Source organism: Oceanobacter mangrovi, from assembly GCF_019740315.1.
GTDB lineage: Bacteria > Pseudomonadota > Gammaproteobacteria > Pseudomonadales > Oceanobacteraceae > Oceanobacter > Oceanobacter mangrovi.
This window is the reverse complement of sequence record NZ_JAHXZR010000001.1, coordinates 388,844-409,817: the sequence shown is the minus strand read 5'-3', so window position 1 is coordinate 409,817 and position 20,974 is coordinate 388,844. Positions and strand designations below refer to the sequence as shown.

Annotated in this window: 23 protein-coding genes, 1 tRNA gene and 1 riboswitch; of the genes, 10 read left to right on the top strand and 14 right to left on the bottom strand. The window is 55.3% G+C overall.

Going from position 1 to position 20,974, the window contains the following annotated elements:
* Nucleotides 1–46 precede the first annotated feature (46 nt).
* The gene (gene yihA, locus K6123_RS01755; protein WP_221793505.1) at nucleotides 47–754 is read left to right on the top strand and encodes a ribosome biogenesis GTP-binding protein YihA/YsxC; all 708 of its coding nucleotides are present in this window, start codon (nucleotides 47–49) and stop codon (nucleotides 752–754) included.
* A gap of 300 nt (nucleotides 755–1,054) precedes the next feature.
* On the opposite strand, the gene polA is transcribed toward yihA, so the two are convergent.
* Nucleotides 1,055–3,850 carry a DNA polymerase I gene (gene polA / locus K6123_RS01750; protein WP_221793503.1) on the bottom strand — a complete coding sequence of 932 codons (2,796 nt, stop codon included), beginning with the start codon at nucleotides 3,848–3,850 and terminating at the stop codon, nucleotides 1,055–1,057.
* A gap of 111 nt (nucleotides 3,851–3,961) precedes the next feature.
* Here polA and K6123_RS01745 point away from each other — a divergent pair, with 111 nt between their 5' ends.
* Both K6123_RS01745 and K6123_RS01740 read left to right on the top strand, forming a co-directional pair.
* Nucleotides 3,962–4,264 (top strand): DUF2782 domain-containing protein, encoded by a 303-nt coding sequence (locus K6123_RS01745; RefSeq protein ID WP_221793501.1) that lies wholly within the window; start codon nucleotides 3,962–3,964, stop codon nucleotides 4,262–4,264.
* Nucleotides 4,265–4,287: 23 nt separating this feature from the next.
* The gene (locus K6123_RS01740; protein WP_221793499.1) at nucleotides 4,288–5,274 is read left to right on the top strand and encodes a homoserine kinase; all 987 of its coding nucleotides are present in this window, start codon (nucleotides 4,288–4,290) and stop codon (nucleotides 5,272–5,274) included.
* A 13-nt stretch (nucleotides 5,275–5,287) separates the two neighbouring features.
* Here the strand turns inward: K6123_RS01740 and K6123_RS01735 are convergent, their stop codons facing one another.
* The 7 genes from K6123_RS01735 to K6123_RS01705 all read right to left on the bottom strand — a co-directional run bounded on the left by K6123_RS01735 (nucleotide 5,288) and on the right by K6123_RS01705 (nucleotide 10,720).
* The gene (locus tag K6123_RS01735; RefSeq protein WP_221793497.1) at nucleotides 5,288–6,172 is read right to left on the bottom strand and encodes a phosphotransferase; all 885 of its coding nucleotides are present in this window, start codon (nucleotides 6,170–6,172) and stop codon (nucleotides 5,288–5,290) included.
* Between the two features lie 6 nt (nucleotides 6,173–6,178).
* The gene (pnuC, locus tag K6123_RS01730) at nucleotides 6,179–6,811 is read right to left on the bottom strand and encodes a nicotinamide riboside transporter PnuC (protein ID WP_221793495.1); all 633 of its coding nucleotides are present in this window, start codon (nucleotides 6,809–6,811) and stop codon (nucleotides 6,179–6,181) included.
* A 33-nt stretch (nucleotides 6,812–6,844) separates the two neighbouring features.
* Nucleotides 6,845–7,114: a YkoF family thiamine/hydroxymethylpyrimidine-binding protein gene (locus tag K6123_RS01725; protein ID WP_221793493.1), complete on the bottom strand. Its 270-nt coding sequence runs from the start codon at nucleotides 7,112–7,114 to the stop codon at nucleotides 6,845–6,847.
* A gap of 73 nt (nucleotides 7,115–7,187) precedes the next feature.
* Complete coding sequence (locus tag K6123_RS01720) at nucleotides 7,188–9,341, bottom strand: TonB-dependent receptor (RefSeq protein ID WP_221793491.1); 2,154 nt, start codon at nucleotides 9,339–9,341, stop codon at nucleotides 7,188–7,190.
* A 103-nt stretch (nucleotides 9,342–9,444) separates the two neighbouring features.
* Nucleotides 9,445–9,550, bottom strand: a riboswitch (TPP riboswitch).
* A gap of 66 nt (nucleotides 9,551–9,616) precedes the next feature.
* Entirely contained in the window at nucleotides 9,617–9,952 is a 336-nt protein-coding gene (locus K6123_RS01715; RefSeq protein ID WP_221793489.1) for a hypothetical protein, read from the bottom strand.
* Complete coding sequence (locus K6123_RS01710) at nucleotides 9,949–10,266, bottom strand: hypothetical protein (RefSeq protein WP_221793487.1); 318 nt, start codon at nucleotides 10,264–10,266, stop codon at nucleotides 9,949–9,951. The genes K6123_RS01715 and K6123_RS01710 overlap by 4 nt, the downstream gene beginning before the upstream one ends.
* Nucleotides 10,267–10,279: 13 nt before the next feature.
* A complete protein-coding gene (locus tag K6123_RS01705) occupies nucleotides 10,280–10,720 on the bottom strand; it encodes a hypothetical protein (RefSeq protein WP_221793485.1) in 441 nt (146 codons plus the stop codon).
* Between the two features lie 170 nt (nucleotides 10,721–10,890).
* On the opposite strand from K6123_RS01705, the gene htpX reads away from it, so the two are divergent.
* On the top strand, nucleotides 10,891–11,772 hold the full coding sequence (gene htpX, locus K6123_RS01700) for a protease HtpX (RefSeq protein WP_221793483.1): 882 nt from the start codon (nucleotides 10,891–10,893) through the stop codon (nucleotides 11,770–11,772).
* A gap of 83 nt (nucleotides 11,773–11,855) precedes the next feature.
* Here htpX and K6123_RS01695 read toward each other — a convergent pair whose 3' ends face one another.
* The 4 genes from K6123_RS01695 to K6123_RS01680 form a co-directional block, all read right to left on the bottom strand.
* The gene (locus K6123_RS01695) at nucleotides 11,856–13,121 is read right to left on the bottom strand and encodes a malic enzyme-like NAD(P)-binding protein (RefSeq protein ID WP_221793481.1); all 1,266 of its coding nucleotides are present in this window, start codon (nucleotides 13,119–13,121) and stop codon (nucleotides 11,856–11,858) included.
* 159 nt (nucleotides 13,122–13,280) lie between these two features.
* Nucleotides 13,281–14,687, bottom strand: coding sequence for a HAMP domain-containing sensor histidine kinase (locus K6123_RS23110; RefSeq protein ID WP_221793479.1), 1,407 nt, complete (start codon nucleotides 14,685–14,687; stop codon nucleotides 13,281–13,283).
* A gap of 1 nt (nucleotide 14,688) precedes the next feature.
* On the bottom strand, nucleotides 14,689–15,384 hold the full coding sequence (locus tag K6123_RS01685) for a response regulator (protein WP_221793477.1): 696 nt from the start codon (nucleotides 15,382–15,384) through the stop codon (nucleotides 14,689–14,691).
* Between the two features lie 100 nt (nucleotides 15,385–15,484).
* Nucleotides 15,485–16,504, bottom strand: a complete 1,020-nt coding sequence (locus tag K6123_RS01680; protein WP_221793475.1) for an AI-2E family transporter — start codon at nucleotides 16,502–16,504, stop codon at nucleotides 15,485–15,487.
* Between the two features lie 187 nt (nucleotides 16,505–16,691).
* Here K6123_RS01680 and K6123_RS01675 point away from each other — a divergent pair.
* From K6123_RS01675 to K6123_RS01665, 3 genes are all read left to right on the top strand, one after another.
* Nucleotides 16,692–16,776 (top strand) — tRNA-Leu (locus K6123_RS01675).
* A gap of 21 nt (nucleotides 16,777–16,797) precedes the next feature.
* Nucleotides 16,798–17,133, top strand: a complete 336-nt coding sequence (locus K6123_RS01670) for a CidA/LrgA family protein (RefSeq protein WP_221793473.1) — start codon at nucleotides 16,798–16,800, stop codon at nucleotides 17,131–17,133.
* A complete protein-coding gene (locus tag K6123_RS01665; RefSeq protein WP_221793471.1) occupies nucleotides 17,130–17,810 on the top strand; it encodes an LrgB family protein in 681 nt (226 codons plus the stop codon). The genes K6123_RS01670 and K6123_RS01665 overlap by 4 nt, the downstream gene beginning before the upstream one ends.
* 20 nt (nucleotides 17,811–17,830) lie before the next feature.
* On the opposite strand, the gene K6123_RS01660 is transcribed toward K6123_RS01665, so the two are convergent.
* Both K6123_RS01660 and nudE read right to left on the bottom strand, forming a co-directional pair.
* Nucleotides 17,831–18,334, bottom strand: coding sequence for a hypothetical protein (locus K6123_RS01660; protein WP_221793469.1), 504 nt, complete (start codon nucleotides 18,332–18,334; stop codon nucleotides 17,831–17,833).
* A 15-nt stretch (nucleotides 18,335–18,349) separates the two neighbouring features.
* Entirely contained in the window at nucleotides 18,350–18,916 is a 567-nt protein-coding gene (gene nudE / locus K6123_RS01655) for an ADP compounds hydrolase NudE (RefSeq protein WP_221793468.1), read from the bottom strand.
* A 45-nt stretch (nucleotides 18,917–18,961) separates the two neighbouring features.
* Here nudE and yrfG point away from each other — a divergent pair, with 45 nt between their 5' ends.
* The 3 genes from yrfG to hslO are packed head-to-tail and all read left to right on the top strand — an operon-like array spanning nucleotide 18,962 to nucleotide 20,930.
* A complete protein-coding gene (gene yrfG / locus K6123_RS01650; RefSeq protein WP_221793466.1) occupies nucleotides 18,962–19,621 on the top strand; it encodes a GMP/IMP nucleotidase in 660 nt (219 codons plus the stop codon).
* A gap of 33 nt (nucleotides 19,622–19,654) precedes the next feature.
* Nucleotides 19,655–20,056 carry a ribosome-associated heat shock protein Hsp15 gene (hslR, locus tag K6123_RS01645; protein WP_221793464.1) on the top strand — a complete coding sequence of 134 codons (402 nt, stop codon included), beginning with the start codon at nucleotides 19,655–19,657 and terminating at the stop codon, nucleotides 20,054–20,056.
* Nucleotides 20,057–20,075: 19 nt separating this feature from the next.
* A complete protein-coding gene (gene hslO, locus K6123_RS01640) occupies nucleotides 20,076–20,930 on the top strand; it encodes an Hsp33 family molecular chaperone HslO (protein ID WP_221793462.1) in 855 nt (284 codons plus the stop codon).
* The last annotated feature ends 44 nt before the right edge of the window (nucleotides 20,931–20,974 follow it).

The window sequence follows — 20,974 nt, the reverse complement described above, 5'->3', positions numbered from 1 at the left end:
CAGCATTATATATCATCAAAAACCAGACGGTCATTACGTTTACCCTATGCCAAACCAGGATTCATTGACTTATACCAAGACCCACTACCTTCGTAGTGCCGCCAAACTAAGCCAATGCCCTGAGGAAATTTCCCGGGAAGTGGCGTTTGCCGGGCGTTCCAACGCGGGTAAATCAAGCGCACTGAACTGTTTGACGAGCCAGAAAAAACTGGCGCGTACCAGTAAAACGCCGGGGCGTACTCAACTAATTAACTACTTCCAGATTGGTGATTTGCCGCTCGCGATCGTCGACTTACCGGGCTATGGCTACGCCAAAGTGCCAGTCGGCGTCAAAAACGCCTGGCAAAAAGAGCTTGGTGATTACCTGCAGAATCGTGAAGCTCTGGTTGGCCTGGTATTGCTGATGGACATTCGTCATCCGCTCAAGGATTTCGATACCGCCATGATCGACTGGGCCGAGAAAAAAGGCATGCCGCTGCACCTGGTGCTGACCAAGTCAGACAAGCTCAAACGCGGTGCTGCCCAGGCAGCCCTGCTGCAAGTAAAGAAAGCGACCGCCAGCCTGACGATCCCGGTAACCGTACAGATTTTCTCGTCGCTCAAGGCCCAGGGACTGGATCAGCTCAAGGCGCGCCTCAACGAGCTGTTGATCCCGGCTGAAGCCGACGACGAGCCTGCTGCAGAAGGCCTCAGTGAGGCGGTTGCTGATACAGACAAACAAGAGCCGTCACAGGGTGATAACGCGGCGGAATAATCCTGCCGCCATAGCCTGCCCCTCTTACAGAACTCTTGTTTTGTTAGCAATTCCGCAACAAACAGCGTTTTGATCTCACGATAAATTACAAATATCTGGCTAATTTTCAGATCGAGGTGGAACCTTGCCCGTGCAGGCTGATCTATATTGTTACTAGGCCTGTATGGCTAGTGGTGGTTCACAACCTCCATCTCTCTTCATAGGTAGTTCTACTCTTCGGCCATTCCCCCAAGAATCCGAAGTCTGGCCCGGCTCGTTTCCCCTAACGCCCGGGCCTTTTTTATAGCCGCTTCAAAAAGATCAGTGCGCCTGTTCCCAGTTATCACCAATACCCGCTTCCACCAGCAGTGGGACTTTCAGATCTGCAGCGGCCTGCATTTGCTGTTTGAGAGCTTCGGCAAAGGCCTCCGCCTGATCTTCTTTCACTTCCAGCACCAGTTCATCGTGCACCTGCATCACCATGCGGGCATCAAAACCAGATTGCGGCAGCCAGTCGAACACCCGAATCATGGCGCGCTTGATAATATCTGCCGCACTGCCCTGCATCGGCGCGTTGATCGCGGTGCGCTCAGCGTGCTGACGGCGCGGTACGTTCTTCGATTTGATTTCCGGCAGGTATAAACGACGGCCAAAGATGGTTTCGACATAACCCCGCTCACGGGCCTGCTCTCGGGTGGTTTCCATATAGTCGGCCACGCCCGGATAACGCTGGAAGTAGAGATTCACATAGTCCTGCGCTTCAGCCCGGCCAATGCCCAGTTGCTTGGCCAGACCAAAGGCAGACATGCCATAGATCAGACCAAAGTTGATCGCCTTGGCACTGCGACGCTGGTTATCGGTCACATCCGCCTCTGCTACTTCAAACACTTCAGCGGCCGTGGCGCGGTGAATATCGCGGCCCTCTCCAAAGGCTTTCAGCAAGCCGTCATCATTGGACAGGTGCGCCATGATGCGCAATTCGATCTGCGAATAGTCCGCCGCTACCAGCTTGTAACCCTCTGGCGCCACAAACGCCTGCCGAATACGACGGCCTTCGTCGGAGCGAATCGGAATGTTCTGCAGGTTCGGGTCACTGGATGACAAACGACCGGTAGCCGCTACCGCCTGATGATAGGAGGTATGCACGCGACCAGTTGAACCCGCGATCATGGCTGGCAGCTTGTCGGTGTACGTGCTTTTCAGCTTCGCCAGGCCACGGTGTTCAGTAATCAGCCGTGGCAGTTCATGGCCATCTTCCGCCAGTTGTACCAGCACTTCTTCGGCGGTCGACGGTGCGCCTTTGGGGGTTTTCTTGATCACTGGCAGCTGCAGTTTTTCAAACAGGATTTCACCCAGCTGTTTGGGTGACCCCAGATTGAACACCTGTCCGGCAGCATCGTGTGCCTGGCGTTCCAGCAGCTGCAGCTTCTGTTCAATTTCACCGCTCTGCTCGTACAGCATATCGGCATTAATCAGCGCACCGAGGGATTCCATCGCCGTCAGCACGGGCATTACCGGCATTTCGATGTCACTGAATACCTGCGCCAGACCACCTTGCTGTTGCAGTTTTGGCCACAGGGTCTGGTGCAGACGCAAGGTAATATCGGCATCTTCAGCGGCGTAAGGGCCTGCAACGTCCAGTTCGATCTGGTTGAACGTCTTCTGCTTCGCGCCCTTGCCCGCGATGTCTTCAAACGACACGGTTTTATAGCCCAGATATTTCAGCGCCAGGCTGTCCATATCGTGATGGGTCGCGACCGAATCGAGCACATAGCTTTCCAGCTGGGTATCAAACTGCACGCCGCGCAACTCGATGCCATGATTCGCCAACACGTGAGCATCGTACTTCATATGCTGGCCGACTTTTTTCTGTTCTGGGTCTTCCAGCAGCGGCTTCAATTGCGCCAGCACAGCGTCCCGATTGAGCTGCTCCGGTGCGCCTTCATAATCATGCGCCAGTGGCACATAAGCGGCCTTGCCGACTTCGACAGCAAAGGAAACACCAACAATTTCGGCTTGTTTGTACACCAGTGAGGTGGTTTCGGTATCGAAGGCGAACAGTTCGCTGGCCTTGAGTTTTGCCAGCCACTCGTCGAGTTCGGCTTGCTGCAGAATAAGCTGGTATTCGCCTGGCTGATCCATCACGTCGGCGGTTAGCGGGCTTGTTGCACCAGCATCAGACCTGCCAACATCAGCCCCAGCGGCGTTAGTCGGTGCGGAAATGCTGGCAACGGCAGTGGCTTCACTGTCATCTGCCAGCTCGGCAATCCAGCCCTTGAATTCCATGGTTTTGAACAAGGCCAGCAGCGTTGGCTTGTCGATGGCCGAGTTTTGCAGTTCACCTAACGGCTGTTCCAGTTCAACGTCACACTTGATAGTCGCCAGTTGTTTGGAAAGAAACGCTTGCTCCTTGTGCTCTTCCAGCTTGGCAGCCATGGTTTTGGCGCCACGGAATTCAAGCTCCTTGACCTTATCAAGGTTGGCGTAGATATCTTCCAGCGAACCCAGTCCGGCAACCAGGCCAACGGCGGTTTTTTCACCGACTTTGGGGACGCCGGGAATGTTATCGACCTTGTCGCCCATCAGCGCCAGGTAGTCGATGATGTGTTGTGGTGGTACACCAAATTTCTCCTTCACGCCGTCAACGTCGAGGAAGGTGTTGGTCATGGTGTTGATCAGTGAGACATGCGGATCCACCAGCTGCGCCATGTCCTTGTCACCGGTCGACACGATCACCTGACACTGACTGGCTTCGGCCTGTGCTGCCAGCGTGCCGATAACGTCATCGGCCTCAACACCTTCGATGATCAGCAGCGGCAAGCCCATGGCCCGGATAACGTTGTGAATCGGCTCAATCTGTTCCCGCAGTTCTTCTGGCATCGGTGGCCGGTGGGCCTTGTAGTCCGGGTACATGTCGTTGCGGAAGGTTTTGCCCTTGGCATCAAACACCACCACCATCTGGGCGTCCGGATAATCCTTTTGCAGTCGTTTGATCATACTGATCACACCCTTTACCGCATTGGTGTGCAGGCCGTCGGAATTGGTCAGCAACGGCAAGGCGTGAAAGGCACGAAACAGATAAGAGGAGCCGTCGATCAGCACGACTGTCTTGGACATAGTGGAATTCCTGTGATTGGCGCAGGGCGAAAAACCTGAAGCGAACACTGTGTGTTCATGCGTCAGGCAGCATACAATGAAAAACAAGATACAAACGGAAGGCATCCTAACATGAAGACTCTCTCACGCCGCAGCACGCGTACCCTGATTTCCGCCAGCCTGTTGGCGTTGACCGCCCTGTTGCCCCTTACCAGCCAGGCGGAAAATCCCGCCGGAGAGTCGGTCACCATTCGCAACGATGGCGACAACACCTATTACGAATTCCGCGAAAACGGCCAGCTGGTCGAAATCAAGGTCGAGCCGAAAACCGGCAAGCCCTACTATCTGGTGCCAAAAGATGGCCCGGGCGAAGAGTTTGTCCGCAAGGACAACCCGGATGTGGTGGTTCCCAAGTGGGTGATCTTCCGCTGGTAAGCGGTTACTGCTAAAAGGCTTGTATGTCTGTTTATACCCCGGTTTCAGAAGCCACCCTGCGGGACTGGCTGACTGTTTTTGATCTCGGCGAACTGGTGTCCTTTCAGGGCATCAGTGCGGGCATCGAAAACACCAACTATTTTGTGTTCACCACCATGGGCGAGTATGTGCTGACGATTTTCGAGCACCATGCCGCCGACGAAGTGGAACAGTTCATTGCCCTTGCCCGCCATCTGGGTGAAGCCAACCAGCGCCAGCCAGATCAGGCCTTGCCGGTCCCGGCGCCGCTGGAAGACCGCCAGGGCCAGTGGCTGCATTGCCTAGAACACAAGCCTGCAATCCTCTGCCCCCGGCTGCGTGGCGAACACATCAGCCAGCCAACCAGCCAGCATATTGCCCTCGCAGCTGCTGCGCTGGCACAACTGCATCTGAATGCTGCCGACCTGACCCTGCCGCGGCCGAACCCACGGGCGCTGGACTGGTGGATCACCATGGCTGGCACCTTTGCGGCCGGATTGCCGGCTGACGATATGGCATTGCTGCGTGATGAAATTGCCCAGCAACAAGCGATTCATGCCGACTGGCTGGCATTACCGCGGGGCTGGATTCATGGCGATATGTTCCACGACAACATGCTGTTTGAAACCACCAGCGACGGCCCCAAAGTCGGCGCCATTCTGGATCTGTATAACGCCTGTCAGGACGCCTGGTTGTTTGATCTGGCGATTATGGCCAACGACTGGTGTTGCAATACCAGCGGTGCATGGCGTAGCGGCCAGCTGGAAGCATTATTGGATGGCTATCAGTCAGTACGGCCCTTTACTGCGGCCGAACAGCAACTGTGGCCGATGGCCTTGCGAGCAGCAGCACTGCGCTTCTGGCTGAGCCGGATTCTGACCCGTTTCCATCAGGCTGAAAGTCTGCAACAAGGCTCGGAGCAAATGGCGATCAGCAAGGATCCCAACGAGCTGCGTGACAAGCTGATACTGCGCCGCCAACAAAGCGTCTGATTCAGCGGGCTGTTCAGTCTTCTGTATTGATCCGTAATTGCTGTAACTGCTGCCACAAGCGTTCGGCAGGCAGCAATTGCTGGGCGCCGTACCACAACACCGAGAAATACTGCTGCTGCGCCAGCGCCCGTTGCCAGACCGGGTCGTCAGCCACCAGCTGATTGGCCGCCAGCCAGCGCTGCAACACTTCACCGCGCCAACCGGCCGCAACCACCAGCCCGGCAAGATCCCAGTAAGGATGGCCCAGTGCGGCGTACTCCCAATCCAATAACTGCCAGCCGTTAGTCGTGTGAATCCAGTTATCCGGATTGGCGTCCATATGGCACAGACTCAGACGTTCTGACGGTGCTGCCGCCAGCTGCCGTTGCAGTTGCTGCTCCAGCGCCAACCAGTCGAACTGTGGATAAGTCGAAGCGTAGTGCTGGTGAATCAACTGCCAGTAGACCGCCGCCTTGGGCGCGACTTGCAACCTTGGCATGTTATCGAGATCGTCCAGCGGCAAGCCATGCAAACAACCCAGCTGGCCAGCCAGTTGCTGCAGGGTCTGGTCGGTGGGTGAACCCGCCAACAGCTGCTGCGACAGCGGTTCACCAACCAGATAATCACTGATCCAGTAGCGCTCCTGCGGGCAACGATAACGCACGGCAGGCGCCAGTTGCTGCGCTGCCGCCAATGTCCGCGCCTGATACTCCGCCTGCCGATTAATATCCAGCTGGCCGCCATTAGCAGCGTTCAGCCGCAATACAAACCGGCCCTCTGGCAGTTTCAGCAACCAGCTTTGGTTGGTCAGCCCTCCCGGAAGTACCGCGCAATCGGTCAACTTCGGTGCTGATTGGCACAGCTGCCAGTCGCGCCATTCCGACAGCACCCTGAACAGGGAAACCCTGGCCGGACTCAAGCGACGTCAGCCTGGTTGTGAAACGGTTTCATGGTGCTGGCGATAATCCTTCGACCACATAAACCAGCCCGCCACTGCCAGCACCACATAAATCATCATCAGCAGCGCGGTCAGGTACAGACCACGGTCGATGTACAGATAAATGGCAACGGTGTCGATAACGATCCAGTAGAGCCAGTTTTCCAGTACCTTGCGAGTTACCATCCAGGTGGTAATCACAGCGCCCCAGGTGGTGAAGGAATCCAGATACGGCAACGCCGCTGAAGTCTTTGCAGATAACAGATAACCACTCACCAGCGTCAGCACAGCAATTGCCAGCAAGGTCAGCAGGTGATGACGACCACTCCAGCTCTGGACCGGCAATTCGGCATCATGATTGTCACTGCTGCCGTGTTTCCAGGCCCACCAGCCATAAACCGCCATCACCAGATAATAGACGTTGAGCGCTGACTCCATCAGCAGGCTGACATCCCAGAATAACCAGCTGAAAATCGCCGTACTGCCAAAGGCGGCATACCAGCACCAGTTGCTCTGGCGCATGGCTAACACCAGATAGGCAACGCCCAGTGCGACGGCAACCATCTCGGCCCCGCTCTGGGCCATAAAGGCATCGATTATCTGTTTGAGAATGTCATTCATCAGGCGGTCTCGTACTCGAATTCAGAAAACGGATTAACCGTGTGGCTTGAGAGCCGGATCCAGGTTGGTACCCGGAATCATCTTGTAGACAAAAATGGCTTTGCCGAAGGTTTCGAACGACAGTTTCATTTCTGCTGCCAGCACGCTCATGACCAGATCATAGTCACCAAATACCTGGGTGCTCATGGTGTTGCAGACTACGGTCAGACCTTGCGTCTGCTGCAGCCGTTCGATAAAGGTTTTGATGGCCGGAATATAGTCGTCAGCCAGTGGGTAGGCGCTGATATCAACAGACAATTGCATACGGGTTCTCCAATAAAGGTTGAGAGCTAATCAGGCTCCTTGATAAGCCTGACTCGCTGTGAGTGAACGGCTGTCAGAAGAAGTATTTGCCTTCAACACCATACAAACGCGGTTCGCCATACTGCACCCAGCGCTGGTTGGTATAACCATCACGAGGGTCATTACCGAAGTGGAAACCACGCACTTCGTAATCAACGTTGGTGAGGTTGCGACCATACAAGGCCAGCTGCCAGTTGGCGGCGTCATAGGCAACCCGGGCGTGCCACAACACATAGGATTTGGCTTTTTCGTTGTGACTGTCTGAAAAATAGAAGCTGTCCTTGGCTTCGTTTTCCAGTGTCAGACTGAGGCCGCTGACAAAGGCGTAAGCCAGGCTGTTGGCAAAGCTGTATTTCGGTGACTGCGCCTGCTCTCGACCATTCATGCTGAAGGTGCCATCGGCGGTTTCATACTGATAGTCGAGAAATTCAGTGTTCAGGTAACCACCACTGAAGGTCCAGCTCAATTCGTCCGTCAAGGCCCAATCGCTTTCCAGCTCAAGACCATAGTTCTGGCCTTCGGCGGCGTTGGCCAGGTAGTCCTGGAAGGTGTAACCGGCACCGACATCGTTGGCGACGGCATAGGAGCTTTTAACCTGCTGGTTCTTACGCAGGATGTAAAAAGCTGCCAGGCGGGTTTTCAATTGATCGTCCAGCAAGGACGACTTCAGACCCGCTTCCCACGCTACATTGTATTCGGTGTCGAAGGTACGGTTGTCTTCGCTGATGTCCGGGTCAGTATTCACACCACCGGCCTTGTAGCCACGAGCCACGGACGCATAGGCAAGCTGGCTGTCGCTGAGCAGGTATTCAGCGGTCAGCTTGCCACCCCAGAGGTTTTCGCTGCGATCATTGTCGATACCATTGCTGTCGCGGTAATCGGTAGTCCAGCGTTCTCCACGCAGGCCAGCCGTAATGGTCAGCAAGTCCGTCACAGAAATCGTCAGTTCGCCATAAACCGCCCGGGCGTCAGTGCCCAGATCGCTGGTGAAGGTCGCGTCCATATAGGTATCCCAGTTGAAGAAATAGCGCAGCAGATCTTCATCACGGGACATCTGGTAATAACCCACCACCCAGTCGGCGCTGTCGTTGAACAGGCGACCGGCTTCTGCCGAGGTCAGGCGGATATCCAGTTCACGGCGACGGTAGTCACGCAGGTACTGGTCGGTGGAGCTGTAACCCCAGGCGCCTTCCTGATTGGCCAGACAGGTACCCACCACCACGCAAGTGCCAGTGGTATCGTCGTATTGACCATAACCCCAGTCTTCGTCGTAACCATAATCTGTAGTGCTGTTGCTACCCGAGACATGTACACGCAGATCAAAGGCTGCCGCCGCAGTGGAAGTCCAGGTGAGTGCCGCTGCACGGGTGTTTTGCTTGTCTTCGCCCGGATTATCGGAATAGGTGGTGCGGGTGTTATCCAGCGAGAAACCGTCGTAGCCGTTATCGACGTTGATATACAGCCAGGTGAAGTCCAGCTGGTTGTTTGGCGTTAAAGCCAGCGCGCCTTTCAGACGCAGCAATTCTTCGTCGATGCTCTGGGTATCATCACGATTCAGATAGGCATTGTGCATATAGCCATCGGAAACGTTTTGCTGGGCGGCTAAACGCAGCTGCAGGCCCGGTCCAACTTCGCCGGACAAAGCCGCACCGTAGGCGTAACTGTTGTAGTTACCCATTTTGGCAGACACCATGCCTTCGAATGCTTCGGTCGGGCCGTTACTTTCAATATTGATCATGCCCGCCAGTGCATTGGCACCAAAACGGGTGCCTTGCGGACCACGCAGCACTTCGACCTGCTGCACGTCAAACAGGCCTGCGCCACCGCCGAGACCGGTCATGTCGATGCCGTCGATGCGCAAACCCACCGATGGATTCACCGGGTCAACAAACTGGCTGCGCTCACCAATGCCACGAATCTGGAAATAACGACCACGGGAAGCACCGGAACTGAAGTTCACATTAGGCGCCAGCGCCAGCAGGCTTTCCAGATGATCAGCCGAACGCTGCTCAATAGCATCGGCACCAACCACCGTCGTCGCTTCAGGAATCGCCTGAACATCGGTTTGACGGAAGTCAGCAGTGACCACCACTTCTTCAATCACATCATTGTTGCTATCGGCAGCAAAAGCCGGTGCGGTTACAGCCGTGGCGAGCGCCAGCCAAAGTGGCGAAGGGGAAACATTCACTGGGGTCGATCCTCTTAATTACTTCCAAAAGGAGACCCGGTTCAGACGGAACTGCGTAGGTGGCTGCGAACAGCCGCAAGAAATATCGATATGCCGAAGGGAAAACCCGACACTCGCCCATTCCTACGCCGGTACTAACCGGATCAGGTTCTAGGGGTTTATGCCGTTGGCAAATCTCAGGCTCACATGAGCCACCCCCTGGGACGAGCGGGATTATAACTGTCGACAGCGCAGAAATTAAGCTCTTCTGAACTTCAGTTCTGCCGCTAGTTCTATCAGGGCTGGACTGGCTCCAGGCACAAGCCTGACAGCTCCAGACGATCCTTGTAGTAAAAGAAATGCGGCTCACGCATCAGTAAGGAGCTGACGCCGGTAATGGCTCCAGCACACTGGGCCAACAAAGCCTGCCGGGCATCCGCAACCATATCGCCATCCGAAGTGACGATCGAAAACACCAGTGTACGAGAAGCCGAGGCATTGACCGGACGGGCAGCATAGCCTTCCGGTACTGCATCCACCGGACTGGTGAAATGCTGACGCAACCAGTCTGCCTGCGCCGGAAGTGCCGTTAGCAATGCCGTCAGTGTGGCGACAGTAATCAGAGCTTTCATGAGCCAGCCCCTTCAACACAGTAACCCGTAACTTTCACAGTACGACGTGCGACCAACACATAGAGAGTGGTGTCATACTCAGTCAGAACCCCTTGCAGCTCGCCATGCGGGCACTGTTGCTGCAACTCCGCAGTAGCCCGATCAACAAAGCTGTTATTAAAGGCGATTCCCAGCAACGAGTACTGATTTCCTGTCGCCGATACTGGTGTACTGCGATCTGCAGGTACCTGGGTCAAGGACACAGAGTGCAGCGATGTGCATCCAGCCGTCAGCAGTGCTGTAGAGATAGCGGCGGTAGCCAACCAATGTTTCATAACGATTTCCTTGTCAGCTGTGAGATGCCGGAGTCAATACACAATCCGCGTGCAGATCCAGCCAGGTTTGTTTGTAGAAAGGCCACTCTCTGGTTTCAACCATCGAACGGACATTGGTCAGGCGCCCGGAAGGACAGTCTTCCAGCATCATGGCAACCCAATCGAGCTCGCCAGATAACGAGGAATTAATCACGATAGGGGCATCCGGATCACCGGTAGAGGCAACAATCCCGGCGACGACCAAGGCGGCCAGACCACCTTTGTCACCGCCGACAGCCTGACCGATTTCAGCCGCTTTGAGGGCACCATAGTCAAAACGAAAAGTGACGGGTTTGAGCCGGGTCGTATCAACGGGATAACTGCGATCAGTAAAATGCACCGAAGATACACTGGTACAGGCTTGCAGAGCAGCGCCGATAGAAACAACGGCGGCCAGTTGTGCGATTCTATTCATTGGTTCATCCATGAGTGAGGGCCTGAATGCTGGCCTGAGAGTCAGACCAGCGTGAAACTGCGAAGGTTCATGCCGTACACAAAATTCATACCTTGAATTATGCAACACGCGCCACAATTTATGGTCATACTGACACTTATTTGCGATGTGACAATCTCCGGAGGAAACCCATGTTGCGCATCATTCTGTTTCTGGCCACTAACCTGGCCGTAGTGCTGGTCGCCAGTATTACGCTGTCGTTACTGGGCTTTAACGGTTACATGACCTCACAGGGGCTGAACTTCAGCGCCCTGTTGGTCTTCTGTCTGGTCTTTGGTATGGCCGGATCGTTTGTCTCGCTGCTGCTGTCGAAATGGATGGCCAAGCGCGGTATGAACGTGCAGGTCATTGAGACTCCTCACAATGCTGGTGAGCAGTGGCTGCTGAGCACAGTGCAGGAGCTGTCCCAGAAAGCGGGTATCAAGATGCCGGAAGTGGGTATTTTTGCTTCTGCAGCACCCAATGCTTTCGCAACCGGCTGGAACCGTAACGACGCTCTGGTGGCGGTTTCGACCGGCTTGTTGCAGCGCATGGACAAGGAAGAAGTCAAAGCCGTTCTGGGCCACGAAATTGGCCACGTTGCCAACGGCGACATGGTCACGCTGGCGCTGATTCAGGGCGTGGTAAACGCCTTTGTGATGTTCTTTGCCCGTATCATCGGTAACTTCGTCGACAAGGCTATTCTGAAAAACGAAGACGGCCCGGGTATTGGCTTCTACATCGCGACGTTTGTCTCTGAAATCATTCTCGGCATTCTGGCCTCGTTTATCGTTGCCTGGTTCAGCCGTCGTCGCGAATACCGCGCCGATATTGCCGGTGCCGAACTGGTTAGCCCGGTGGCCATGATAAGCGCGCTGGCACGCCTGCAGGATGCCTACGACCAGCCATCCGAACTGAATGGTGAGCTGGTTGCCTTTGGTATTCGCGGTGAAGGCAAGCTGTCAGCATTGGCCGCATCTCACCCACCACTGCCTGAGCGTATCAATGCTCTGAAGCAGCGTTACGGCGTTTAAGCGCTTTCGCGTCTGACGAGCACAAAAAAAACCGCCACTCTTGAGAGGGGCGGTTTTTTATTGGCTGTCGTTCAGCTCACTGATCAGATATCAGCGATAGACTTCAGCGGGTAGTTGGCTGGCAGCTCTTTGGCAACCGCAACACCAGTGTCGATCGCAGCCTGTGCTACGGCAGTCGAGACTGCACCCAGCAGGCGGGAATCAACGGCTTTCGGAATGATGTACTGACGGCCGAATTCCAGAGACTCCAGACCGTAGGCATCCAGAACCTCCTGAGTTACCGGTTCTTTCGCCAGACCAGCCAGCGCCTTGGCAGCGGCCAGTTTCATTTCTTCGTTGATGCGCTTGGCACGAACGTCCAGAGCACCACGGAAAATGAACGGGAAGCCCAGAACGTTGTTGACCTGGTTCGGGTAGTCGGAACGGCCAGTTGCCATGATGGCGTCTGGACGTGCTTCAGCAACCACTTCCGGCATGATTTCAGGAACCGGGTTGGCACAGGCGAAGATGATCGGGTCTGCCGCCATCGCCTTGATCTGCTCACCAGTCACCATGTTTGGACCAGACAGACCCAGGAAGATGTCTGCGCCGTTAAGGGCATCATCAACAGTACGCTTGTCAGTTTCAACCGCGAACATGGCCTTGTACTGGTTCAGGTCGTCACGACCACTGTGGATCACGCCTTTACGGTCACACATGAAGATGTTTTCTGGCTTCATACCGGCCAGGATCATCAGCTTGGAACAGGAAATCGCAGCAGCACCGGCACCCAGTACACACATTTTGGCATCTTCGATTTTCTTGCCAACCACTTCCAGTGCGTTCAGTGCACCGGCAACGGTTACAATCGCAGTACCATGCTGGTCGTCGTGGAATACCGGAATATCACACTGTTCGATCAGGGTGCGTTCGATTTCGAAGCACTCAGGCGCCTTGATGTCTTCCAGGTTGATACCACCGAAGGTGATCGCAATACGACGTACGGTGTCGATGAAGGCCTGTGGGCTTTCGCTTTCAACTTCCAGGTCGATGGAGTCAACGCCAGCGAAACGCTTGAACAGCAGTGACTTGCCTTCCATTACCGGCTTGGAAGCCAATGGACCCAGGTCGCCCAGACCCAGAATCGCGGTACCGTCAGAGATTACGGCAACCAGATTGCCCTTGGCGGTGTACTTGTAGGCATTTTCCGGATCGGCAGCAATTTCCTTCACTGGCTCCGCCACGCCCGGGCTGTAGGCCAGCGACAGGTCACGTGAGGTAGCCGCTGGCTTGGTCAGCTCAACGCTGATCTTGCCTGGCTTTGGAAATTGGTGATAGTCCAGAGCGGCTTGCTTGAAATCTTCTGACATAGTGCTCATCCAGTCGTTTTTTTGTGTTTTGAAACCCAATGTCCGACTTATTCAACCAACGTCTAATTTCACATCGGACATTTAACGGGTCGTCTTTAATATCAAAAAGACTGCTGATTTTCCACCATCGCACCAAAATGATGAATATCATTCACAGTGTTATTGATCTGGAATCATGGTTGTTGGCGCCCCTGGCAATTGCACTGGCAGCTGCAGTTCAACCCGCAAACCCGGCTGACAGTTAGTGGCGATAACCTTGCCACCATGCAGCTCGGTCACCCGGCTGACCAGTGCCAGCCCCAGCCCATAACCCGTATCGGCAGCCCCCGGGCTACGCGCCGGGTCCACCTGGGTGAAGGGGGTAAAAATGCTTTCCAGCATGTCATCAGGCACCCCGGGGCCCTGATCCTGAATCGCGATCATCAGCATGCCGTCGCGCTGCTGCACACTGGCCAGCAGCTGGCCGCCATCCGGCGAATAACGAATGGCATTACGGATCAGGTTATCGACTGCTCGCTCTACCAGGACCCAGTCCCACTCACAGGCAGGAACTACTGGCTCAAACTGCTTTACCAGCGTCAGCTTTTTCGCTTCGATTTCCAGTTCAGCATCCAGCAACCAGTGCTCCATTTCTTCCAGCAGGTCGCTTTCTTCCAGCTGTAACTGACCCGCAGTCAGTTGTGACAAGCGCGCCAGATCGAGAATCTGGCTGATCAGACCTTCAACCTGATTAACACCACGTTCGATACGATCATGCTCCGCTGCTACAACCCCCTGGCTATCTTTCTTGCGCGCCAATCCCAGCGCAATTTGCAGGCGGGTCAGCGGCGAGCGTAATTCATGAGAGACATCCCGCAGTAATTGTTGGTGGCTCTGCAGCAGCCTCCGGGTAGCATCGGCCATGGTCGCAACCTCGGCAATCAGCACTCCCAATTCATCGTGGCGACTGACATCCTGGCTCAGGGCTGTGACATCAAAGTTACCGTCAGCCATTTGCCGCACCACTTCCTGCAAACGCCGCATCGGCCGCGTCAGACTCCAGACCAGGGCGAAACACAACAGCGTCACCACCACCAGCACCACCGCAGGGACGACCCAGCGACGGTTATCATCGAGAAAGTTAGACCAGACCTGACGCGACACACCTATGTAAAGATAGCCACCACTTTGCACGGGCCCCAGCATCAGCCAGCCGTCGCTTTGACCGTACATCAGTACACCTTCATCAGCGGCATGGTCGGCAAATTTTTCGAGGTCGTGGGGCAATTCGCTGATGCGGTCGATCTGCACCGCGACCAGATTCCAGCCGGGTCGCAGCTGACTCCAGAGCATGCGCCCTTCTGCCACAATCGGCGGCTGGCGCTCGATCAACGCCATCAACAGACGGGCGTTATCACGGTTGGCGGGTTTGATAAAATCGTCGGACAACCAGCTGCTGGTAGCCACGGCAATGCCCATGGCCAGCGCAATCGCCAGCCAGAACCAGAGGAAGACCTTGAGGTAAAGGGATTGATACCAGCGCACCCGGTGCTGGGGTGACAGCCGGGAGGAGGCTGGTGCAGTCACGTCAGGATTTCACCAGTAGATAACCACGACTGCGGACGGTTTTGATCCAGTCGCCGCCATCATCACGACGCCCCAGTTTTTTGCGCAGGTTGCTGACGTGCATGTCGATCGAACGATCGTAAGCCATCAAGGCCCTGCCCAGTGCGGCCATCGACAGGTTGTCCTTGCTGACCAGCTCACCGGCATGTTCCATCAGGCATTGCAGCACGCCGAATTCAGCACCCGTCAGAATCAGCTCTTCGCCATGAATCACCACGCTGCGATCAGTCGGCGTCAACACCAGCTCGCCCACTTTCAGCACGCCGTCCGCGGGAGCACTAGATTCTTCACCAGTCAGATCGATACGGCGGAACAAGGCACGAATGCGGGCCACCAGCTCATGGTGGTGATAAGGCTTGGCAATGTAGTCGTCAGCTCCGTGCTCCAGCCCCAGTACCCGATCAACGCTTTCACCACGGGCGGTCAGCATGATGACGGGCACAGTAGACTGCGCGCGCAGCTTGCGCAGCAATTCAAAGCCATTCAGTTTCGGCAGCATGACGTCGAGCAGTACCAGGTCGTAACGGCCGCTGAGCGCTTGCTCCAGACCGCTTTCACCGTCGTGTACCGGCGTCAGTTCAAACCCTTCCATAGAAAGGTATTCCTGCAGCAACTCGCCCAGTTCGACATCATCGTCAATAAGTAAAATAGATTTCATTTCAATCCTCCTGATCACAAGTCTAGGCAGAGTCTGACGGCGCCCCAATCGGGTTTACGATATTTTGCAAGCGACCGTCATTACTTACAAATTTTTGGCGCTAATGGTCCAAAAGAACCGCCAACCATCGGGTTTGTTGACGGGTTTCCAGCGCAATTTTGACAACCATTGTCAACGGGATGGACAACAGCATACCCACCGGCCCAAGTACCCAGCCCCAGAAAACCAACGACAAAAACACCACCAGCGTCGACAGGCCGAGCGAACGCCCCATCATTTTCGGTTCAATCACGTTACCAAACAGGGTGTTAACCACCACGTAGGTGATAATAGTAGCCAACGCCTCGGCAGGCCCCAGCTGAATCAAGGCCACTAGCACCGCTGGTACGGCTGCAATGATTGACCCGATGTTGGGGATATAATTCAGCATAAAGGCAATCAAGGCCCACACCGGCGCATAATCAACACCAATAATCCACAACACCAGGCCAATACTCAGACCAGTGCCCAGGCTCATCAGGGTTTTGATCGCCAGATAACGCTGTACCAGATCGCTGAAACGCTCAAAGTGCGCCAGCGTAGTGGTATGTTCGCCAAAGGCGCGCTTGATCTTGGCTGGCATGCCAGAGGCTTCCAACAGAATAAACACCACAGTAAACAGAATCAGGAACGCGTTGGTCAGTACGCCACCCAGACCATTAAAAATTTTCGCCACCGTACTCATGGCAACGCCGGGATTCACATATTCCTTGAGAATATTATCCGGCACTTCGATGCCGAGGCCGGTCAACCAACTGACCACATGCTCCATCAGCGCCTGCAGTTTGCCTTCGTAGACCGGAATATCGCGATAGAACGCATTGATGGTACCGCCCAAAAAAGCAGTCAGTCCGGTACCAACAACCAGAAACCCCAACATTAACAACAACACTGACAATACATCAGGAATCCCGCGCCGATGCATCCAGTGCAGAATCGGTGCACTCAGCACAGCAATAAAGACCGCCAACAAAAACGGCACCAGCATATCGGCAGCACTGCGAATACCAGCAATGACAATCATGGCTGACGCCAGGGTCAGCAACAGGTTACTGGCAAAGAAGCTTGAATTGTTCGACACTCGTCTCTCCATCGATGGGCCGTACATATGGTTGGCAACTTACCTCAGCGTCGCCACGAACGCACGTGCCTCACCCGCTTTACAAACGAGCCTGACCAGGTCAGCCCCGGAATTGCGAAACAGAACGCGGCATACGGCCCCGAGCTTGGCAAAACAAAAGTTTATCTGTAGTATTCGCGGCTCTTTTGCGGAAGTGGCGAAATTGGTAGACGCACTGGATTTAGGTTCCAGCGCCGCAAGGTGTGAGAGTTCGAGTCTCTCCTTCCGCACCATCAATTAATCAGGGGATGCCAATGGCAGGCTTTCTGATTCTGCTGACGTTCCTGATGGCAGGAACCTGGCTACAAGATCTCCTTCAACTCCCTGTTCCTGCAGCCATTTGTGGCATGTTACTGCTGCTGGTGTTTCTACTGCTGCGCGGCAAAGTCCCTCATTCGCTGGATACTACCACCCGCTTTCTGTCGCCCTGGTTGCCGATGTTTCTGGTACCGGTCAGTGTTGGCGTGACCAGCCAGGCTGAACTGCTGCAGCAAAAAGGCCCGCTGCTGCTGGTCATTCTGATTGTCAGCCTGATCCCGGGAATTATCGTCTGTGGGCTGATCATGCAGGGAGGCAAAAACAAATCATGATGCTGCTGCAAACGCCACTGTTCTGGGCCTTTCTGACCATCGCCGCCTTTATTGCCGGCCAGCAACTGTACCTGAAGCTGCACAAGCCGATTTTCCTGCCACCGATCCTGACCGCAATTTTGCTATTGGTTGGCGCCTTGGCCATTACTGCAACACCGTATGTCACCTACATGCAAGGCGGACGCTTCCTGCACGAATTGCTGGGGCCGTTAATTGTGATGCTGGCAGTACCGCTGTATCAGCAGTTCCACACGCTCAGACGCCAATGGCTGCGTATTTCGCTGGCGATCAGCGCTGGTAGCCTGACCACCATTGCTGCTGCCTGGTGGCTGACAGACTGGCTGTTGAACGATGACGTGCTGGCTACCACCATGCTGGCCAAGTCGATTACCACACCAGTGGCCGTTGCTGTGACCCAGCAGTTGGGCGGCAATACCGCACTGGCCGCCAGTTTTGTTATCGTCACTGGCATTCTGGGAGCCGTCATGATTGCGCCAATGCTGAAGTTGATGAAACTGGATCAGCCGGAAACCGTTGGCCTGACACTGGGCACCTGCGGCCATGCCATCGGCACAGCCAGAGCGCTGGAACTGGGGCCGGTGCAATCGGCCTACGCCGCCACCGCCATGACCCTCACCGCCACCCTCCACGCCATCCTGCTGCCTTGGCTGTTCTGAATCCGCAGCAATGGGCAGGTTTACGCCAGCCGCTGAATACCCGACGTGCCGTGCATATCACCAAGAATCCAGATCTGCTCAAACGGATGCCGTTCGGGAATCTGGATTTTGTTGATGAACTGCTGGATCTTGCGGGCATTCCAGGCCGGATGAGCATTACGAATCAGTAACCAGACCCGCTGGCTGCGATAGCTTTTACCGGCCTTCTGGGCAAGGATACGATTGAGGGCGTTGACCAGCCGCTGGTCGGTGTTCTGCTCCAGCGCCTGCTCAATCAGTTCACGACGAGTGTCGGCATTAAGGTGTCGACCAAGAATGGCCATCGCTTCTGCTTCACTGCCATATAAATGTGCCACTTCGATGTCGAGCTTGCTGCCTTCCAGCAGACAGGAAACATCCGGTTTACGCGGCCGGTTATGCCAGAGATGACGGATTTTATGGCCCGTCTCCTTTTCATAGGCACGCATAAACAGCTTGGCGGCCTGATGCTCCAGCTGGCGTTTTTCTTCTTCGCTGTTCGACATCAACATTGGCCGCCGTCAGGTCAGCGGCTGGCCCTCAAAACGACCATTGAGATATTCCACCGCCAGCGCCAGCGCCGCCACTGCGCGGCCTTCGGAAAAGTCATCCCGACCGTAGAGTTCAGTCAACTCGGCCAGTTTCCATGGCACCAGCTCCAGTGGCTCAGGTTCGTCACCGTCCAGCTTCGACGGGTACACATCGCGCGCCAGCACCACGTCAATGCCGCCACTCATGTAGCTGGGCGACAGGCTCAGCCGCTTGAGATAGACAAATTCCCGCGCCGCGTAACCGATTTCCTCCTGCAGTTCGCGGTTGCAGGCATCGCGCATGGTTTCCCCCATATCGACCGCGCCCTTTGGCAGCGTGAGGGTGTAATCGTTAACGCCGCCGCCGTATTCACGGATCAGCGCAACGGTTTCATCGTCCAGTAAAGCCACCATCATGACCGCCCCATGACCGCCGGATACCAGCCGCTCATAGGTACGCTCAACCCCGTTACTGAACTTCAGCTCCACCGCCTCGACCTTGAACAGGCGGCTTTGCGCCACCACCGAGCGATGCAGAATCTGCGGTTTTTTATCCATAACCAGCCTGCGTACAATAGCTACAAACCACCGGAGTATAACCCGATGACAGTGATCAACTGGCAACAGATTGAGACGGTTTTGCTGGATATGGACGGCACCCTGCTTGATCTGCATTTTGATAACCACTTCTGGCTTAACCACGTCCCAGAGGTTTACGCCCGCCACCATCAGCTATCACCGGCCGAGGCACTGGCAGAACTCAACAAGAGTTTTATTGGCCTGCGCGGCACTTTGAACTGGTATTGTCTCGACCACTGGAGCGAACTCACCGGCCTGCCCATCGCCGAACTGAAAAAAGACGTTGCCCACAAGATTGGCTACCGGCCTCATACCCGTGAATTTCTGAACAAGCTGGCCGAACTCGGCAAACGACGGGTGATCGTCACCAACGCCCATCGCGACAGTGTTGATCTGAAATTGCTGCACACCGGCCTCGACCAGTACGTCGACCGCATCATCAGCTCCCACGATTACCGCGAACCAAAAGAAAGTCAGGCATTCTGGGATCATTTACAGCGGGATGAGGGCTTTAATCCGCAACACACCTTGTTAATTGATGACAGCCTGGCTGTGCTAGAATCCGCCCAACGCTGGGGAATTGGCCAGCTGCTGGCGATCCAGCATCCCGACAGCGCCAAACCACCCACGCAACAGGATCAGTTTCCCGGTGTTCATCACTTTGACGAACTCGGGTTATTTTGAACCCCTGGCAAGCTTTGGAGGCGAATCCCGACCGTGACCGAATCCACTCAAAAACTGCGTCTCGACAAGTGGCTATGGGCTGCGCGTTTTTTCAAAACCCGCTCACTGGCCAAAACCGCCATTGAAGGCGGCAAGGTCCATTACGACGGCCAGCGCTGCAAGGTCAGCAAGATGGCTGAAATGGGTGCTGTACTGAAAATCCGTCAGGGCTTTGATGAAAAGGAAGTGGTGATCACCGGCCTGTCAGAGCAACGCCGCGGCGCACCGGAAGCCCGCTTGCTTTATGAAGAAACGCCCCAAAGCATCAAGGCCCGCATGGACAATGCCGAAGACCGTCGGGTTGCCCGCGCTTCGATGCCAGTGCCAGACCACAAGCCCAACAAGAAAGAACGTCGCGATATGCGCCGTTTTGAAAAGGTCTATCAGGACCTTTGAACACCACAGGTAAAACAGAATGACAACAACCAGTGCTGATCTGCTGCAGCGCTTCTCTTTTGATGCCGCACCGATTCGTGGCGAAATCGCCCACCTGAACGAATGCTTCAGCGAAATCATCCGCCGCCACCAGTACCCGCAGCACATCAACGTCGCGCTGGGTGAACTGCTGGCCGCCACCGCACTGATGAGCGCGACCCTGAAATTCAAGGGACGCCTGACGCTGCAAATTCGCTTGCCTGGCCATATTTCACTGCTGCAGGCCGAAGCCGATGAACAGGGCCAGCTGCGTGGTATCGCCCGTTATGACGCCGACCAGCCGGATGACCAGCTGAGTTTCGAAGACGGCCAGATGGTGATTACTCTTGAACCAGAGCAAGGCCAGCGTTATCAGGGCATTACTTCGATTCATGGTGGTAACGTCGCTGCTGCGCTGGAAGACTACTTCAGCCAATCCGAGCAGCTGCCAAGCCGTTTCTGGCTCAGCTGTGATGGCCAACAGGCGGCCGGTTTCATGCTGCAGCAATTGCCATCCGAGCAGAAAGAAATCGACCAGGATGCCTGGGACCGGGTGTCGCACCTGGCGTCAACCATCAAGGACGAAGAACTACTCGGCCTCGACAACGAAGCCCTGCTGCACCGCCTTTATCATGAAGAAACCGTGCGTCTGTACCCGGCTACCGCGCTGCGTTTCTTCTGTACCTGCTCACGTCAGCGACTGGCCACTGCGCTGCATCAGGTTGGTCATCAGGCAATCGTCGAAATGCTGCAGGAAACCGGCACCATCGACGTCAACTGCGAGTTCTGCCAGCAACACTACCAATTTGGACAAGATGACTTGCCAGAACTCTTTCCCGAGAATAATTTGCATTAAATCGGTATAATACCCGGCCTGCCGTAGCAGCTGGAAGCCGCGGC